Genomic DNA, 17228 nt, shown 5'->3' with positions numbered 1-17228 from the left:
CGCTCAGCGCGGCGCCGCGGCGTCGGCGCGCTCGCCCGGCTCGGGGTCGTTCGCCAGCAGCGCGCCGGCGTACAGGCCGATCAACAGCATGGTCAGCCCGCCCCAGAACGACGAGTAGAACGCCAGGTGGGTGTTGAACGGGAACACCGTGATCAGCAACGCCTGCATCGCCGGCCGCGCACGTTCGCGCGCCTGCGCCGACGCGTAGCGCCAGGCGCGCCATGCCTGCGCGGCACCGGCCAGCCACAGCAGCAGTCCGATCACGCCGGTCTCGGCGAGCACTTCGAGCACGATCTGGTGGGCATGGAACGCCGGCTCGCGTCCCCATTCCCCGGCATGGGTCGGATCCGGGTCGCACCCGACGTAGGCCTCGCGGAAGCCGCGCACGCCGACGCCGTTGATCGGGTGCTGGCGGATCATGCACCAGGCCGCGGTCCAGATCTGCGCACGCCCGGTCAGCGCCGCATTGAGGTCGGCCGGATGCCCGCTGAGCGCGCGCGCGGTGCGCTCGAAGCGGTCGTGCACCTGCGGCGACACCACGCCCAGCACCCCGGCCACCAGCAACGCGGCCACACCCAGCGCCAGCAGCTTGCGCGCGCCGAGCAGGCGCCAGCCCGACAGCACCAGCAGTACCGCGTAGGTGATCCACGAGGCGCGCGATCCCGCCAGCACCAGCACCACCCCCACCGCGGCCGCGGCGAGCAGCCAGCCCCAGGCACCGCCGCGGCGCGCCGCCACCCACAACAGGAACGGCGACACGCTGGCCAGCACCTGGCCGAACTTCAGGTTGCACGGGCCGAACACGCCGCTGAGGCGATCGGCCAGGGCGATCTCCTGCGGCGTGCACAGGCCGTGGTGGCTGATCGCCCACTTCAACTGGTCCATCGACCAGAACAGCGGGCTGGTGCCGCACAGCGCCTGCGCCAGTGCGTCCACAGTCCAGAGCGCGGCGATCGCCGCCAGGCCGTTGAAGGTGATGCGGCGTCCGCGCGGCGTCGCCACCGCCATCGCCACCAGCCACAGGAACGGCAGGAAGCGCAGGTCCACCGCCGATTCGCGCAGGGCCAGCGGCACGTCCACCGCGCCCAGTGCCGACAACGGCTGCGGCAGCCAGTAGGCGAAGAACAGCAGCGTGGTCAGCGCCCAGGCCGGGCCGCTGAGCAGGCGCCCGCCCCCGCGGAAGCGGCTGTGCAGCAGGCGCGCCAGGGTGACCAGGGCGCCCAGCGCCAGCACCCCGGCCGCCAGGCCCGGCGCCGGCCACAGCGCGACGAAGAGCAGCACCCAGACCGGCGCCCAGCGCTCGCGGACCTCGGGCAAGGCAGAAGCGGACAGGGAACCGTCAGGGCCGGAGTTCGTCATAGATCGCCAAGGTACTGCGCTGCATGGCCTGCAGCGTGTAGGGGAGCGCCGCCGGCGGCGCCGGAGGTTGCGCCAGCAGCGCGCGCGCGGCGGTCTGCAGGGCTTGGGCATCGAAGGTCGCCACCGCGCCGGCGGGCTGCAGCTGCGCGAGCAATTCGCCGACCCCGCCATGCGCCCAGCCCAGCACCGGCCGCCCGACCGCCAGCGCCTCGACCACGGTCCGGCCAAACGCTTCGGGCTTGCGCGAGAGCTGCAGCACCAGGTCGCTGGCGGCATAGGCCTCGGCGATGCGCGCGGTCGGCGGCGTGAACGCCACCGCGTCGGCCACGCCGAGCGTCGCCGCCTCGGCCTCCAGTTCGCGCACGTAGGCCTCGCGCCCGGCCTCGCGTGCGCCGGGCAGCCACAGCCGCGCGTCGCGGCCGTCGCCGCGCAGCGCCGCCAGCAGGCGCAGCGCGTCGGCGTGGCCTTTCAGGCGGGTGCCGCGCCCCGGCAGCAACAGCAGCGGCCCGTTCCCGGCCAGCGCTGGCGCCTGGCTGGCCGCCCAGGCCCGCGCCTGCGCATCGGGCCAGGCACGGCGCGGGAACTGCGCCGGATCGATGCCGCGCGGCACCACCCGCAGGCACGCCGGATCGGTCTGCGGATAGTGCTGCAGCACGTAGGCGCGCACGGTCTCGGATACGCAGATGACCCGCTCGCCGCGGGTCATCACCGCGCTGTAGCGGCTGGGCGAGTTGAGCCCGTGCACGGTGGTGACCAGGCGCGGGCGCTGCGCCGCCGGCATGCCCTGCAGCGCACGCCAGCCCAGCCAGGCCGGCAGCCGCGAGCGCGCGTGCACGATGTCGGCGCGCTCGCGCGCGAACAGGCGCCGCAGCGCCGGCACGTAGCGCAGGGTCAGCAAGGATTTGCGGCCGATGTCCAGGGCAATGTGCTCGGCGCCGGTGGCGGCCAGCGCGGGCAGCAGCCGGCCGCCGGCCGAGACCACCAGGGCACGGTGCCCCGCATCGACCAGGGCCTGGGCGATTTCCAGCGTGGAGCGCTCGACGCCGCCGGACTCCAGCGCCGGCAGCAGCTGCACCACGGTCAGGCGGTGCATCGAACCCGGGTCAGTCGACCAGCACGAAGACCGCGCCGCAGTACGGGCACTTGGCTTCGAGGCCGGGCTCGTCCTCGATCGGCAGGTAGACCCGCGGGTGCGAGTTCCACAGCGCCATCTCCGGCGTCGGGCAACTCAGCGGCAGGTCGGCGCGGCGCACCTCGTAGCGCGTCTGGGCGTTGGCGGGCGCGGTGGCGGTATGGCTCATGGCGGTGGGGACACGGCGAAGGGGACAGGCGATTCTAGCAGCCCGCCCCGGGCCCGGCGCGGGTCTCCCGGGGCCACCGCGACGAGGTCCTTTCACGCGCCTTTCCTATTCGCTTGATGCAGGACGAACGCAGCACTATGCTGGTGTCACGCGGCGCCGACATGCCGCTTTGAGGTGTCTCGTGGATATAGGTGTGCGTTTGATGCAGGCGCGGCGAAATGCCGGTTTCACACTGCGCGAGCTTGCCGCCTTGCTGGGCGTGGCGCATAGCACCCTGGGTCACTGGGAGAACAATCGTTCTGTCCCCAATGCCCGGCATTTGCTGAAGATCGCCGAACTTACTGGCGTCGACGCATATGTGCTGCTGACTGGCAAGCCTTCCAAGCTGAACCAGACCGACGGCGACAGCCTGCCGTTGCCGGTAGGCAAGCGCATGGCCTGAGTGCGGCGCGGCGCCACTGGCGTCGCTCCCCGTGCCCCGGCTTGACCCCGCGCGGCCCGCGTGCCGGCTGCGCGCGATGGCGCGAATGGCACCGCGACACTGCTTGTCGCCTGCGTATGAAAGCGTTTTCAGCCCCGCCTTTTGACCCGTTGCGAATCGGCGCCGCTCACAACGAAGACGCCCTGACTGCTGCCGTGCTACTCCGACGCTGATCCACGCGCGCGATCGCCCCCCCCCTTCTTTTCCAGCCAGCTCGCGCACGCCTTTTCCAGGCACGCCCCCCCAACCACGCCCCTGGCGCGTCGAGTTCGCGCACAACGCACGTACCCCTCATTGGAGCGGCCGGGAGGCAGTCAGGCGGCCGAGCGGGCGAGGTGTGCGCCCCGCGGCAGTGCCGGAGCGCCTGCACCACACCGGCGCCGCTGTCGCGCGGGCCGGTGTTCAGCGGAGGCCGCTGCGGCGGCTTACTTCTCCGCTTCGAGCTGCTTGCGGATCTGCGCGTCGACCGCGGCGATCGCGGTCATGTTCATCACCCGGCGCGAGGTGGCGCTGGTGGTGAGGATGTGCACCGCCTTGGAGATGCCCATCAGGATCGGGCCGATCGCCACGCCATCGGTGAACACGCGCACCAGGTTGTAGGCGATGTTGGCCGCTTCCAGGTTCGGCAACACGAACAGGTTGGCGCGGCCCTTCAGCGTGCTGTTGGGCATGATCTGCTTGCGCAGCGCCTCGTCCCACGCGGTGTCGCCCTGCATCTCGCCGTCGATGTTGAGTTCCGGCTTGCGCTTGAGCAGCGCCTCGCGCACCTGCCGCATCTTCAGCGCGTCGCGCGAATCGTGGCTGCCGAAGTTGGAATGCGACAGCAGCGCGATGTTCGGCTCGATGCCGAACAGCTTCAGGCGATAGGCGGCCTGCAGCGTGGCCTCGACGATCTGCTCCACGCTCGGATCTTCCTGCACGTGGGTGTCGACGAAGAAGAACGCGCCCTGCTGGTTGATCACGCCGGTCATCGCCGAGGTCGAACTGACCCGCGGCTCCAGCGGGATCACGCTGCGCGCGTAGCCGAGCTTCTTGTGGAAGCGCCCGACCACGCCGGTGAGCAGCGCATCGGCTTCGCCGCGCGCGACCATCACCGCCGCGATCAGCGTCGGCCGCGAGCGCATCAGTTCCTTGGCCGCGGTGACGGTGACGCCTCGGCGTTCGGTGAGCGCGTGGTAGTACTGCCAGTAGTCGTTGAAGCGCGGGTCGTCGTGGATGTTGGTGACTTCGAAATCCACGCCGGCGGTGATGCGCAGACCCAGGCGCTTGATGCGCGCCTCGATCACGTCGGGACGGCCGATCAGGATCGGGAACGCCAGGCCTTCGTCGATCACGCTCTGCACCGCGCGCAGCACCACTTCCTCTTCGCCCTCGGCATAGACCACGCGCTGCTTGTCGGCGCGGGCGCGGTCGTACACCGGCTTCATCATCAGGCTGGTGCGGTAGACGAACTGGCTGAGCTTGTCGCGGTAGGCGGCCATGTCGGTGATCGGCCGCGTGGCCACGCCCGAATCCATCGCCGCCTGCGCCACCGCCGAGGACAGTTCGACCAGCAGGCGCGGATCCAGCGGCCGCGGGATCAGGTAGTCCGGGCCGAAGCTCGGCGTCTCGCCGCCGTAGGCCGCGCCGAGGTCCGAGGCCTCGCGCCGCGCCATCGCCGCGATCGCCTTGACGCAGGCGATCTTCATCTCCTCGTTGATGCCGGTGGCGCCGACGTCGATGGCGCCACGGAACAGGTAGGGGAAGCACAGCACGTTGTTGATCTGGTTCGGGTAGTCCGAACGGCCGGTGCCGATGATCGCGTCCGGGCGCACCGCCTTGGCCGCTTCCGGGGTGATTTCCGGATTGGGATTGGCCAGGGCGAAGATCACCGGCTGCGGCGCCATCGTCGCCACCATCTCCGGCTTGAGGATGCCCGCGGCCGACAGGCCCAGGAAGATGTCCGCACCCTCGACGATCTCGGCCAGGGTGCGCTTGTCGGTGTCGCGGGCGTAGCGCGCCTTGTCCGGGTCCAGGTCGGTACGGCCGGTGTGGATCACGCCGTCGCGGTCCAGCGCCAGGATGTTCTCCGGCTTCAGGCCCAGCGAGACCAGCATGTTGACGCAGGAGATGCCAGCCGCGCCCATGCCGGTGGTGGCCAGCTTGACCTCTTCGATCTTCTTGCCGGTGACCACCAGCGCGTTGAGCACCGCCGCGCCGACGATGATCGCGGTGCCGTGCTGGTCGTCGTGGAACACCGGGATGTTCATGCGCTCGCGCAGCTTGCGCTCGACGATGAAGCACTCCGGCGCCTTGATGTCTTCCAGGTTGATGCCGCCGAAGGTCGGCTCGAGGCTGGCGATGATGTCGACCAGCTTGTCCGGATCGTTCTCGTTGATCTCGATGTCGAACACGTCGATGCCGGCGAACTTCTGGAACAGCACGCCCTTGCCTTCCATCACCGGCTTGGACGCCAGCGGGCCGATGTTGCCCAGGCCCAGCACCGCGGTGCCGTTGCTGATCACTGCCACCAGGTTGCCGCGCGCGGTCAGTTCGCTGGCCTGTTTCGGGTCGGCGACGATGGCCTCGCAGGCGAACGCCACGCCCGGCGAATAGGCTAGGGAGAGGTCGCGCTGGGTCAGCATCGGCTTGGTCGCGGAGACCTTGATCTTGCCCGGCGGCTGCTGACGGTGATAGTCGAGGGCGGCCTGTTTGAAATCGTCGTTTGACATCGAGGGCTTCTTTTGTCGAAAGGCGCGGAGGCCCGGAATTCTACCCCCAGCAGCAGGAGCGGTCCTGTCTGGCGGCTGTCACCAGGGCCGCGGGCACCGGGAAAAAACGCGACGCGCCGGCAGTGCCGGCGCGTCCAGGTTGCAGCGAACTCAGCGGGTCGGGGTGGCGACAGGATCGACCGTCACATCCGGCAGCGATTCTTCGCCGCCGTTCAAGGCGATGCGCAGGCGGTCGCGATCCAGCGCGTTCTCCCAGCGCGAGACCACCACGGTGGCCACCGCATTGCCGATGAAGTTGGTCAGCGAGCGACACTCGCTCATGAAGCGGTCCACGCCCAGGATCAACGCCATGCCGGCCACCGGCACTTCCGGCACCACCGCCAGCGTCGCCGCCAGGGTGATGAAGCCGGCGCCGGTCACGCCGGCCGCGCCCTTGGAACTGAGCATCGCCACCAGCAGCAGCGCGATCTGGTGGCCGAGGGTCAGTTCGGTGTTGGTGGCCTGGGCGATGAACAGCGCCGCCAGGGTCATGTAGATGTTGGTGCCGTCGAGGTTGAACGAATAGCCGGTGGGCACGACCAGGCCGACCACGGACTTCTGGCAACCGGCCTTTTCCATCTTCTCCATCAGCGAGGGCAGCGCCGATTCGGACGAGGACGTGCCCAGCACCAGCAGCAGCTCGGCCTTCAGGTAACGGATCAGCTTGAGGACCGAGAAGCCGCACAGGCGCGCCACCGCGCCCAGGATCACCAGCACGAACAGCAGCGAGGTCACGTAAAACGAACCCACCAGCCAGGCCAGATTGACCAGCGATCCCACGCCGTACTTGCCGATGGTGAAGGCGATCGCGCCGAACGCGCCGATCGGCGCGGCCTTCATCAGGATGTGCACCAGCTTGAAGACCGGCGCCACCAGCGCCTCCAGCAGGTTCAGCACCGGCTTGCCGCGCTCGCCCACCATCGCCAGCGACACGCCGAACAGCACCGCCACGAACAGCACCTGCAGGATGTTGTCGCCGACGAACGGGCTGAGCAGCGTCTTCGGGATGATGTCCATCAGGAAGCCGACCAGGGTCAGCTCGTGCGACTTCTCCACGTAGCTGTGCACCGCGCTCTGGTCCAGGTCGGCGGCATTGATGTTCATGCCGGCGCCGGGCTGCACCACGTGCGCGACGATCATGCCGACGATCAGCGCCAGGGTGGAGAAGAACAGGAAATACACCATCGCCTTGGCGAACACCCGGCCCACCGTCTTCAGGTGAGTCATGCCGGCGATGCCGGTGACGATGGTCAGGAAGATCACCGGCGCGATGATCATCTTCACCAGCTTGATGAAGGCGTCGCCCAGCGGCTTGAGCTTCTCGGCGAACGCCGGCTCGAAGTGGCCGAGGATGGCGCCGAGGACGATGGCGACCACCACCTGGAAGTACAGCTGCCGGTAGAACGGCAGATGCCGGGGCGCGTGACCCGCCGGCGAGGTTGGAATATGCATGGCTTGCGCTCCGGGACGGTCCGCCCACCCGACGCGGGTCGCGGAATGCTGCCTTTGTACGCGTCGCCGGCGTCTAAGCAGATAACCTATTGGTACTAGGCCCGGCGCCTGGCCATGTCGACGCGGTTACAGTGGCGCGGTACGCTCACGGAAGGGCTGTCACGCAACGCCGCCTACGGACGCCGCCCTCGCGGCATGTGGTGGCGCCGTCGCCATCGCAGCGCGTCCTCAGGGGAGGCGGCGCCGCAGGAATTGCAACATCGCCGTAAAGAACGGCCGGGCGCGTCCGCTATTGCATGCAGGGGGCAATTACGTCCGGCACCGTGTCCGCATCGCGGCGGCCTCGCCGTTCGCGTGCGACCCGCCACCGCACTGCCCGCGCCATCGCACCATCAGCCCGGCCGGGGATTGCCGCGCCTTCATTCCTTACCGAGACGACTCCATCATGCGCCACACCCTTCTCTTCGCCGCGCTGGGCCTGACCGCCGCCGCTCCCGCCGTCGCCGCGAACAACTTCGACAATTGGCCGACCAAGGTCGCCTTCAACGACGGCACCGAACTGGCCGTGACCGGCAACTACGCCTACGACTGGAACAACTTTTCCAACGACGACGGCCGCCTGGAGGACGACAACGCGTTCCGGCGCAAGGAATTCGGCGCCACGCTGAAGAAGAAGGGCGTGTACGACGCGATGGTGTACTTCGACTTCCAGGCCAAGCTGTGGCTGGACGTGTTCTTCCGCTTCGAGACCAAGGCCCTGTTCGGCGCCGACTACGGCAAGGTGCGGCTGGGCTACATCAAGGTGCCGGTGGGCCTGGAAGGCGTGACCAGCTCGCGTGCGGACAGCTTCCTGGAAGTGGCGCTGCCGGTGCAGGCGATCTACCAGGGCCGCCGCACCGGCGTGGAGTGGACCTTCGAGCGTCCGCAATACTTGCTGCAGGCCGGCGCCTACGGCGGCAAGGACCTGCAGGGCGACAACCCCGGCACCACCCAGGCGGTGCGCGGCGTGTGGACCCCGTTCAAGGCCGAGGGCGACGTGCTGCACCTGGGCCTGGCCTATTCGCAGGAGAATCCGCGCGGCTACCACAACGGCCTGGACGTGAGCTTCAGCCCGCGCGCGCGCTTCCGCGCGCGTCCGGAAGCCGGCCTGACCGACGTGCGCCTGATCGACTCCGGCACGCTGGTCGACGTCGACCAGGTGCGCCGCACCGGCCTGGAGGCGATCTGGATCAAGGGTCCGTTCTCGATGCAGGGCGAGGCGCTGCGCGCCGACGTAACCCGCGACAACGGCCGCCCCGACTACACCGCCGACGGCCAGTACGTGTTCGCCAGCTACGTGCTGACCGGCGAATCGCGGCCGTACAGCGCCGGCAACGTCGGCAACATCAAGCCGGCCAACGCCTACGGCGCGGTCGAGCTGCTGGCGCGCTACAGCCGCCTGGACCTGGACGACGGCACCGTGCTCGGCGGCCGCCAGCACGACTGGACCTTCGGCGCCAACTGGTACCTGACCAGCCACTTCAAGTTCCAGGTCAACTACGTGCGCGCCGATGCCGAACGCGCCGGCGTGCACCTGAAGCCGAACTCGCTGGACGTCCGCGCCCAGGTCCAGTTCTGAGCCGTCGCACGCCGGCCGATCCGACGCGATCGGCCGGCGTGCGTACTGCGGCGCCAGCCGCAGCGACCGTGCAAGGAACCGCAGCGCGGGTCGCCGGCGATGCCGACGGCCCGCGTGCACGCCGGCCTCGCCGTCCATGGTGTGTCCGCGGCGTATCCGCGGGTCGCCACCGGCAACACCCGCTGACGCGATTGCCGTCCAGGCCTGACCGGGCCGGGTCCTCTCGTCAGGCGATCCGCGACACCGGCCAGCGCCAGCGCATGCCGCAAACGGCATCGCACCCTCTAAGCTGATGCGGTCCCGGTCGCCGCATTCTTCCGCATGCCCTCGCTCCTGCGCCATCGCCGCCTCGTCCTGCTGCTGGTCGTCATCGTCGGCGGCATGGCCTTGGCGATGCTGTCGGCGCAGCACGTCGCCGAGCAGCGCGCCCTGCGCGCCGAGAGCGTGCAGTTGCGCCAGCAACTGGAGCTGTATGCGCAGACCCTGCAGCAGCGCATCGACCGCTACCGCACCCTGCCGCAGGTGCTGGCGCTGGATCCGGAACTGCGCGACGCCCTGACCCACCCGCTGGACGCGGCCACGCAGCGGCAACTGAACCTGAAACTGGAACGTGCCAACGACGTCACCCGTTCCTCGACCCTGACCCTGATCGACGCCAACGGCGTGGCCCTGGCCGCCAGCAACTGGCGCCTCGCCAGCAGCAACGTCGGCGCCGACTACAGCTTCCGCCCGTACGTGAAGCAGGCCTTGGCGCAGGGCAAGGGCCGCTTCTACGGCATCGGCATGACCACCGGCGTGCCCGGCTACTTCCTCTCGCAGGCGATCCTCGATGCACGCGGGCGTCCGCTGGGGGTGATCGTGATCAAGATCGAGCTGGCCGCGCTGGAGCACGAATGGCTGCGCGTGCCCGACGTGGTGCTGGTCAGCGACCGCCATGGCGTGGTGTTCCTGTCCAGCCGCGACGTCTGGCGCTACCGCCAGCTGCAGCCGCTCAGCGCGCACGAGCGCGACGAACTGCTCGCCACCCGCCAGTACGCGCAACAGACCCTGCTGCCGGCGCAACGGCGAGTGCTGGAGACGCTGGACGACGGTGGCCAGGTGATGCGCATCGACACGCCGGCGCAACCGGCGCCGCTGCTGTGGCAGAGCATGGCGCTGCCGGAGAGCGGCTGGCGCCTGCACCTGCTGCACGACATCGGCGGCAGCCGCGCGGCCGGCCGTGCCGCCGCGCTGGCCGCGGCCGGGATCTGGCTGGCGTTGTCGTTCCTGGGTCTGCTGTTCCAGCAGCGCCAGCGCCTGGCGCGGCTGCGCCAGCGCAGCCGGCGCGAACTGGAGTCGCTGCTGCAGCAGCATGCACAGGAGTTGCGTACCGCCCAGGACGGCATCGTGCAGGCCGCGCAGCAGGCCGACACCGGCCTCAGCCGCAGCCTGGAGCACCTGCCGCAGGGCGTGGTGATCATCGACGCGCAACTGCGCCTGGTGGCGTGGAATTCGCGCTATCTGGAGATCTTTCGCTTTCCGCCGGAACTGATCCGCGTCGGCCGGCCGATCGAGGACGTGTTCCGCTACAACGCGCGTCGCGGCCTGCTCGGGCCCGGCCCGGTGGAAGCGGCCATCCAGCGCCGCCTGGACCACCTGCGCAGCGGCCGCCCGCACATGCGCGAGAGCGAGAAGGACGACGGCACGGTGCTGGAAATCCGCGGCAATCCGCTGCCCGACGGCGGCTTCGTCACCAGCTACGCCGACATCACCAGCTACAAGAACGCCGCGCGCGAACTGCGCTCGCTGGCCGACGCGCTGGAGCACCGCGTCGCCGAACGCACCCGCGACCTGGCCGAGGCCAAGCGCGAGGCCGAGAACGCCAACCGCTACAAGACCCGCTTCGTCGCCTCGGCGGTGCACGACCTGCTGCAGCCGCTGAACGCCGCGCGCATGTTCGTCTCGGCGCTGCGCGGCAAGCTGCACGACGCCGATGCGCGGCAGATCGCCGACCACGTCGACAACGCGCTGGCGGCGCAGGATGCGATCCTCAACAGCCTGCTGGACATCTCGCGGCTGGAGGCCGGCACGCTGAAGACGCAGGTGCAGGACCTGGCGCTGGATCCGCTGCTGCAGACCCTGGCGCGCGAGTTCGGCATCGTCGCCGAAGGTCGCGGCCTGCGCCTGGACTATGTGCCGACCCGCGCCACGGTGCGCAGCGATGCGACCCTGCTGCGGCGCATCCTGCAGAACTTCCTGTCCAACGCAGTGCGTTACACCCCGCGCGGGCGCGTGCTGCTGGGCTGCCGGCGCGAGGGCGCGCAGTTGCGCATCGAGGTCCACGACCAGGGGCCGGGCATTCCCGACGCCCTGCAGCAGGAGATCTTCGAGGAATTCCGCCGGCTCGGCGACGGCGTCGCCAACGACCGCGGCGCCGGCCTCGGCCTGGCGATCGTGGAGCGCATCGGCCGCCTGCTCGGCCATCGCATCGGCCTGCGCTCGCACTTGGGCCGTGGCAGCGTGTTCTCGGTGACCGTCCCGCTGGGCGATGCCGCTGCCGCGCAACGCCAGGCGCCGGCGGCGATGGCCAGCGACAACGGCGACGACCCGATCCTGCACGGCTGCCGCGTGTGGTGCATCGACGACGACCCGCGGGTCTGCGAGGCCAGCCGCACCCTGCTGACGCGCTGGGCCTGCCAGGTGGAACTGGCCGCCGGCCCGGAGCAGGCCCTGGCCACGGCGCAGCCGGCGCAGGCGCCCGAACTGGTGCTGCTGGACGTGCGCATGGGCGACCGCGACGGCCCGAGCCTGTTCGCGCAGCTGTGCGCACGCTGGCAGGCCGAGCCACGGGTGATCCTGATCACCGCCGAAGCCGATCCGGCGTTGCGCGCCCTGGCGCAGGAACGCGGCTGGGGCTTCCTGGCCAAACCGGTCCGGGCCCCGGCCCTGCGCGCGCTGATGACGCAGATGCTGCTGCGGCGTGGGTGAGGCGTGTTGTGGAGGCTGGATGTCTGGCCGCGGTACTTTGGCGGCTAGGAAACCTGGCGCCCGTACCCTCATCCGCCCCTTCGGGGCACCTTCTCCCGAGGGGAGAAGGAAAAGCCGGAGCGTCGCGCTTTAGCCCCTCTCCCGCCGGGAGAGGGGTTGGGGTGAGGGCCCGGGCGCGCAGCGCCACGCAAGACCTCATCGCAGTTGGCGAGCCAGCCTCACCGCTGACCTGGCGGTGAAGCAGCCCCTGGCCGCCGTACCCTCATCCGCCCCTGCGGGGCACCTTCTCCCGAGGGGAGAAGGAAAAGCCGGAGCGTCGCGCTTTAGCCCCTCTCCCGCCGGGACAGGGGTTGGGGTGAGGGTCGGGGCGCGCAGCGCCACGCAAGACCTCACCGCAGTTGGCGCGCCAGCCTCGCCGCTGCCCTGGCGGTGAAGCAGCCCCTGCCCGCCGCACCCCCATCCGCCCCTGCAGGGCACCTTCTCCCGAGGGGAGAAGGAAGAGCCGGAGCGTCGCGCTTTAGCCCCTCTGCCGCCGGGAGAGGGGTTGGGGTGAGGGTCGGGGCGCGCAGCGCAACGCTAGACCTGACCGCAGTTGGCGCGCCAGCCTCGCCGCTGCCCTGGCGGTGAAGCAAGCCCCTGGCCGCCGCACCCTCACCCGCCCCTGCGGGGCACCTTCTCCCGAGGGGAGAAGGAAGAGCCGGAGCGTCGTGTTTTAGCCCATCTCCCCCCGGGAGAGGGGTTGGGGTGAGGGTCGGCTACGCAGCGGTGCGTCTACCACTCGCGCGGGGCGATCAGCTCTTCGACGTCGGCGTCGTCGAAACCGTAGGCCTTGGCAATGTGCAGGAAATCCACGCCGATGTTCTCGCGCGCGGAGGTCTCGATCTCGCTGTCGTGGGCCTCGAACTCCAGCGCCAGCTTGTTGAATTCCTCGGTGGCGGCATGGGTCAGCCGGTACAGCGCCGCCAGGTCCGCCGGTTCCTGCGCCTCGATCGCCTCGCACAACCGCAGCAGGATCTTCTGCCCCTTGCCGACCAGCGACGGGGGAAAGTAGTCGTCGTCCAGCATCTCCTGCAGGAACGGATAGTGGGCGGTCTGCTCGTTGCGGATGGTCGTGGTGGGCATGGTCCGGTGGTCTCCGCCCGCAGGGGGCGCGGGCATCGGCGCATAGCATCGCGTATCCGGGCGCCGCGGAAAACGCCCCCCGCCGGCGCCCGGTTCAGGCCTCGCCTTCCGGCTCCAGCGCCTTCACCAGCACCGCCGCCTGGGTGCGGCTGTGGCATTCAAGCTTCTTCAGGATCGCGGTGACGTGGACCTTGACGGTGTTCTCGGCCAGGCCCAGCTCGTAGGCGATCTGCTTGTTGAGCAGGCCGTCGGCCAGGCACAGCAGTACCCGGAACTGCTGCGGGGTCAGCTGCGCCAGGCGCGCGGCCAGCTGCGCGTCGGCCTCCGAGCGCGCCGCGGTCAGCGGCGGGAACCAGGTGCCGCCATCGAGCACCGCCGCCACCGCGATGCCGATGGTCTCGGCCGGCGAGGACTTGGGGATGAAGCCGGCCGCGCCGAACTGCTGCGCGCGGCGGATCACCCGCGGGTGGTCGTTGGAGGAAATCACCACCACCGGCACGTCCGGACGCTCGCCGCGCACGTGCAGCAGGGCCGAGAAGCCGCGCGCGCCGGGCATGGCCAGGTCCAGCAGGATCAGGTCGGCATCGGCCTGCGCGGCCAGCGCGGCGTCCAGGGTGGCGGCGCTGGCCGCCTCCACCACCAGGGCGCGCGGCAAGGCCTGGCGCAGCGCGTGCAGCACGGCGGCGCGGAACAGCGGGTGGTCGTCGGCGACCAGGATCGTCGGGGCATCCATGGGCGTGAGGCGGCTGGCATGACGCCGCAACGCGGCGTCGGGTGGGCGCGGACAGCGCGCAGGACATGCAGTGTACGTGCGGCGCGGATGGATGCCGAGCGTGCGTGCAGCCTATCGGTCAGCGACGCAGCCGGTGGCGGCCTTGGTCGAGCTGCGGGATGTCAACGGTGGCGCGTCACCCGGCGCAGCTCGGCGCGTTGCGCACCGGACGCACGCATCGCAAGCACCCACCCGCCACCGCCAACGGCAAGACGCCGACGGCCGCGTATTCAAGACCGGCACCACAATGGCCGATAAGACGGCGTGATCGTCTCGCTCTCCAACCTGCTGGGCCGCCTGCCGCTGGCCGCGCGCTGCCTTCCCCTGTGCCTGGCGCTGGCGCCGACCGCGGCCGCCGCGGTGACGGCCAACGACGACGACCTGCCCAGCAGCCTGGAGCATTTCGGCCTGGACGAGGGCCTGTCGCAGCTGTCGATCAACGCCTTGCAGAGCGACGACCAGGGCTTCCTGTGGGTGGGCACGCAGGAGGGCCTGAACCGCTTCGACGGACATCTGTTCCGCGCCTACCGACGCGAACTCGGCAGCGACAGCCGGCAGAGCCTGCTGAGCAGCAGCATCGACAGCCTCGGCTTCGAGCCGAAAGGCACCCGCCTGTGGCTGGGCACCAACGATGCCGGCCTGGAAGTGATCGAGCTGGCCACCTGGCAACACCACCGCCTCGGCGCGAAGCAGGGCCTGTCGCACAACCGCATCACCCAGATCCTGATCGATCCGCAGGGCGGCGCGTGGCTGGGCACCGAACGCGGTGCGGACCGGGTCGAGACCGACCTGCAGCGGGCACGCCCGCTGGGCGGCGATGCGCCGGTGGTGGGCCTGACCTGGATGCCGGACGGCAAGCAACCGGTGGCGCTGGACCGGCAATGCCGGCTGTGGCGGCTGAGCCGCGACGCGCGCGAGGCACTGCCGGCGCCGCCCGGCATCGACGAATGCGTGGGCCTGCAGTCCGGCCCGGAAGGGCTGTGGCTGGCCTCGGCGCGCGGCGGGCTGTTCCAGCTCGATCCGCGCGGCGCGGTGCTGGCGCACTGGACGCCGGCGCAATTGCTGACCGGCGGCAGCGACCTCAGCGCGCTGATCCGGCTGCACGATGGCCGTGTGCTGGTCGGCACCACCAATGCCACGGTGACGCAACTGGACAGCGCGCGGCATGCGCCGCAGCGGCTCAGCTTCGACGTAGCGCCGAACAGCGCCATCATCCGCTTCTACCAGGCCCCCGACGGCACCTGGTGGATCGGCACCTACACCGCCGGGCTGTACCGGGTGCGGCCGTTGTCGGCGGTGATCCGCAACGACGAGGAGCGCGTCAGCGACACCCGCGACTGGCCCAGCAGCAGCGTGCGCAGCATCTGGCGCGACGGCGAACGCATGCTGATCGGCACCGACCAGGGGCTGCTGCTGCGCGACGGCAGCCGCGCCGCCTGGCGCGTGGTGCCGGGACTGGCCAGCCAGGCGATCCGCAGCATCGCCGCCGACCGCGACGGCTGGTGGCTGGGCACGCGCCAGGGGCTGTGGCGCCTGGACCGCAGCGGCGCACTGCGGCGCCTGGGCGGGCTGGCCGACGAGCACATCAACGATCTGCTGCTGGAAGGCGACACGCTGTGGGTGGCCACCCGCCGCGGCCTGAGCCGCGTGGTCGGCGGCCAGGTGCGCAACGATCCGCGCTGGGCGCCGCTGAACGGACACACCCTGACCCGGGTCTACCGCGACAGCGAAGACACGCTGTGGATCGGCTGCAACGACTGCGGCGTGTGGCGCATGCGCAGCGGCCGTCCCGCCGAGCCCTACCGCCCGCGCGGCAGCACCCTGTATCCCTCGGTGTGGTCGCTGTACGAACACGACGGCGTGCTGTGGGTGGGCACCTTCTCCGGCGGGCTGTACCGCATCGACCTCAAGCGCGACGTGGCACTGCGCTACAGCGACCGCGAGGGCCTCAGCAGCAACGTCATCTACACCATCCTGCCGGATCCGCAGGGGCGGCTGTGGCTGAGCACCAACAACGGCCTGAGCGTGCTCGACCCGCGCACCCGCATCGTGCAGAGCCTGGGCCGCCGCGACGGCCTGCAGAACCAGGAATACAACAGCGGCCGCGGCTATCGCGATGCACACGGCCTGCTGTACTTCGGCGGCACCCAGGGCGTGGACGTGATCGATCCCACGCGTCTGCCGCTGCGCAGCCCGCAGGCACGCGCGGTGCTCACCGACCTGCGCATCCTCAATGCCGGCGAGGACCGCAACGGCAGCCAGAACCAGGCCGAGAGCGACGTGGTCTACGCGCAGCGCATTGCCCTGGACCACCGCGACAACGTGTTCACCCTCGGCATGACCGCGATCGACTTCGCCGCGCCGGGCACCGCGCGCCTGCGCTACCGCGTCGACGGGTTGCAGAAGGGCTGGGTGTATCCGCAGACCGCGCACAGCGATTTCTCGGTCAGCCATCTGCCGCCGGACCGCTACACCCTGGTGGTGGAAGCGGCCGGACGCGACGGCCAGTTCGGCGCCGCGCGGCGGCTGCAGATCGAGGTGCTGCCACCGCCCTGGCGGCATCCGCTGGCCTACGCCGGCTACGTGCTGCTGGGGCTGGCGCTGCTCGGGCTGGTCTTGCATCGCGTGCGACGCACGGTCAACCGCGAACGCGACATGGTGGAACTGCTGAACCTGACCGTGGCCGAGCGTACCCGCCAGCTCGAACGCGCCAACCAGCAACTGCTGCAGAGCAACGCGCGCCTGCAGGCGGCCACGCGTCTGGATCCGCTGACCCAGGTCGCCAACCGCCGCGAACTGCAGGACTGGCTGGCCCGCGAATGCCCGGCCCTGCTGGCGGCGCTGGACGACGGCAGCAGCGCCGATGCCCTGTACTTCTTCATGATCGACGTGGACAACTTCAAGCGCATCAACGACGACTACGGCCACCAGGCCGGCGACGCCGCGCTGGTGCACTGCGCCGATCGCCTGCGTGGGCTGTGCGGCGAGCACGACCTGCTGGTGCGCTGGGGCGGCGAGGAGTTCCTGCTGGTCACGCGCCTGCCGCGCGAGGACGCCGCCAGCGACCTAGCCGAACGCCTGCGCGCGGCGGTGGCGACGCAGGGCTTCGCCCTGGCCGAGCGCGAACTGACCCTGAGCTGCTCGATCGGTTTCGCACCGTGGCCGTTCGTTGCCGCGTGGCCGGCGCTGGGCGACTGGGAACAGAGCGTGGGCCTGGCCGACCGCTGCCTCTACGCCGCCAAGGGCGCCGGCAAGGACGCCTGGGTCGGGCTGGCGCCGGGCGCGGCCCCGGACCGGCCGCGCCTGCACGCGTTGCTGGCCGGCGGCGCGCCGGAAGCACTCGGCGACAGCGTGCGCGTGCTGTGTTCGCCCGGGCGCCAGCCGCGCTTCGCGCGCTGAACGCCAC

Annotated in this window: 11 protein-coding genes; 4 read left to right on the top strand and 7 right to left on the bottom strand. The window is 70.5% G+C overall.

The genetic code is table 11. From position 1 onward, the window contains the following. Positions 1–3 precede the first annotated feature (3 nt). The 3 genes from M3U25_RS11245 to M3U25_RS11235 are packed head-to-tail and all read right to left on the bottom strand — an operon-like array spanning position 4 to position 2660. Positions 4–1359 carry an O-antigen ligase gene (locus M3U25_RS11245; protein WP_355498716.1) on the bottom strand — a complete coding sequence of 452 codons (1356 nt, stop codon included), beginning with the start codon at positions 1357–1359 and terminating at the stop codon, positions 4–6. Further along, positions 1340–2452, bottom strand: a complete 1113-nt coding sequence (locus tag M3U25_RS11240) for a glycosyltransferase (protein WP_355498720.1) — start codon at positions 2450–2452, stop codon at positions 1340–1342. The genes M3U25_RS11245 and M3U25_RS11240 overlap by 20 nt, the downstream gene beginning before the upstream one ends. 10 nt (positions 2453–2462) lie before the next feature. After that, on the bottom strand, positions 2463–2660 hold the full coding sequence (locus M3U25_RS11235) for a zinc-finger domain-containing protein (RefSeq protein ID WP_010344507.1): 198 nt from the start codon (positions 2658–2660) through the stop codon (positions 2463–2465). A gap of 193 nt (positions 2661–2853) precedes the next feature. Between M3U25_RS11235 and M3U25_RS11230 the strand changes: the two genes are divergently transcribed. Then, positions 2854–3102, top strand: coding sequence for a helix-turn-helix transcriptional regulator (locus tag M3U25_RS11230; RefSeq protein ID WP_311195509.1), 249 nt, complete (start codon positions 2854–2856; stop codon positions 3100–3102). A gap of 464 nt (positions 3103–3566) precedes the next feature. Here the strand turns inward: M3U25_RS11230 and M3U25_RS11225 are convergent, their stop codons facing one another. Together M3U25_RS11225 and M3U25_RS11220 are read right to left on the bottom strand one after the other, a co-directional pair. Beyond that, positions 3567–5852, bottom strand: coding sequence for an NADP-dependent malic enzyme (locus M3U25_RS11225; RefSeq protein WP_242160507.1), 2286 nt, complete (start codon positions 5850–5852; stop codon positions 3567–3569). Between the two features lie 150 nt (positions 5853–6002). Next, positions 6003–7343 (bottom strand): dicarboxylate/amino acid:cation symporter, encoded by a 1341-nt coding sequence (locus M3U25_RS11220; protein WP_160945360.1) that lies wholly within the window; start codon positions 7341–7343, stop codon positions 6003–6005. A gap of 445 nt (positions 7344–7788) precedes the next feature. Here M3U25_RS11220 and M3U25_RS11215 point away from each other — a divergent pair, with 445 nt between their 5' ends. Both M3U25_RS11215 and M3U25_RS11210 read left to right on the top strand, forming a co-directional pair. Continuing rightward, on the top strand, positions 7789–8961 hold the full coding sequence (locus M3U25_RS11215; RefSeq protein ID WP_355498726.1) for a porin: 1173 nt from the start codon (positions 7789–7791) through the stop codon (positions 8959–8961). 321 nt (positions 8962–9282) lie between these two features. Continuing rightward, on the top strand, positions 9283–11928 hold the full coding sequence (locus M3U25_RS11210) for a PAS-domain containing protein (RefSeq protein ID WP_355498728.1): 2646 nt from the start codon (positions 9283–9285) through the stop codon (positions 11926–11928). A 771-nt stretch (positions 11929–12699) separates the two neighbouring features. Here M3U25_RS11210 and M3U25_RS11205 read toward each other — a convergent pair. Continuing rightward, complete coding sequence (locus M3U25_RS11205; protein WP_355498731.1) at positions 12700–13050, bottom strand: DUF5713 family protein; 351 nt, start codon at positions 13048–13050, stop codon at positions 12700–12702. Between the two features lie 94 nt (positions 13051–13144). Further along, positions 13145–13783: a response regulator transcription factor gene (locus M3U25_RS11200; RefSeq protein WP_048490880.1), complete on the bottom strand. Its 639-nt coding sequence runs from the start codon at positions 13781–13783 to the stop codon at positions 13145–13147. A 303-nt stretch (positions 13784–14086) separates the two neighbouring features. Here M3U25_RS11200 and M3U25_RS11195 point away from each other — a divergent pair, with 303 nt between their 5' ends. Further along, on the top strand, positions 14087–17221 hold the full coding sequence (locus tag M3U25_RS11195) for a two-component regulator propeller domain-containing protein (RefSeq protein ID WP_355498735.1): 3135 nt from the start codon (positions 14087–14089) through the stop codon (positions 17219–17221). Positions 17222–17228: the final 7 nt, after the last annotated feature.

Origin of the sequence: Xanthomonas sp. PPL134 (assembly GCF_040595915.1) — a bacterium.
Taxonomy (GTDB): domain Bacteria; phylum Pseudomonadota; class Gammaproteobacteria; order Xanthomonadales; family Xanthomonadaceae; genus Xanthomonas_A; species Xanthomonas_A indica.
The sequence above is the reverse complement of the archived record's forward strand: the minus strand, read 5'-3'. Positions and strand labels throughout refer to the sequence as shown.

What these genes read in the sequence shown, in the direction of transcription:
- M3U25_RS11200 (WP_048490880.1), bottom strand. Translation starts at nt 13,783, where the DNA reads ATGGATGCCCCGACGATCCTGGTCGCCGACGACCACCCGCTGTTCCGC.
- M3U25_RS11235 (WP_010344507.1), bottom strand. Translation starts at nt 2,660, where the DNA reads ATGAGCCATACCGCCACCGCGCCCGCCAACGCCCAGACGCGCTACGAG.
- M3U25_RS11215 (WP_355498726.1), top strand. Translation starts at nt 7,789, where the DNA reads ATGCGCCACACCCTTCTCTTCGCCGCGCTGGGCCTGACCGCCGCCGCT.
- M3U25_RS11210 (WP_355498728.1), top strand. Translation starts at nt 9,283, where the DNA reads ATGCCCTCGCTCCTGCGCCATCGCCGCCTCGTCCTGCTGCTGGTCGTC.
- M3U25_RS11225 (WP_242160507.1), bottom strand. Translation starts at nt 5,852, where the DNA reads ATGTCAAACGACGATTTCAAACAGGCCGCCCTCGACTATCACCGTCAG.
- M3U25_RS11205 (WP_355498731.1), bottom strand. Translation starts at nt 13,050, where the DNA reads ATGCCCACCACGACCATCCGCAACGAGCAGACCGCCCACTATCCGTTC.
- M3U25_RS11245 (WP_355498716.1), bottom strand. Translation starts at nt 1,359, where the DNA reads ATGACGAACTCCGGCCCTGACGGTTCCCTGTCCGCTTCTGCCTTGCCC.
- M3U25_RS11220 (WP_160945360.1), bottom strand. Translation starts at nt 7,343, where the DNA reads ATGCATATTCCAACCTCGCCGGCGGGTCACGCGCCCCGGCATCTGCCG.
- M3U25_RS11240 (WP_355498720.1), bottom strand. Translation starts at nt 2,452, where the DNA reads ATGCACCGCCTGACCGTGGTGCAGCTGCTGCCGGCGCTGGAGTCCGGC.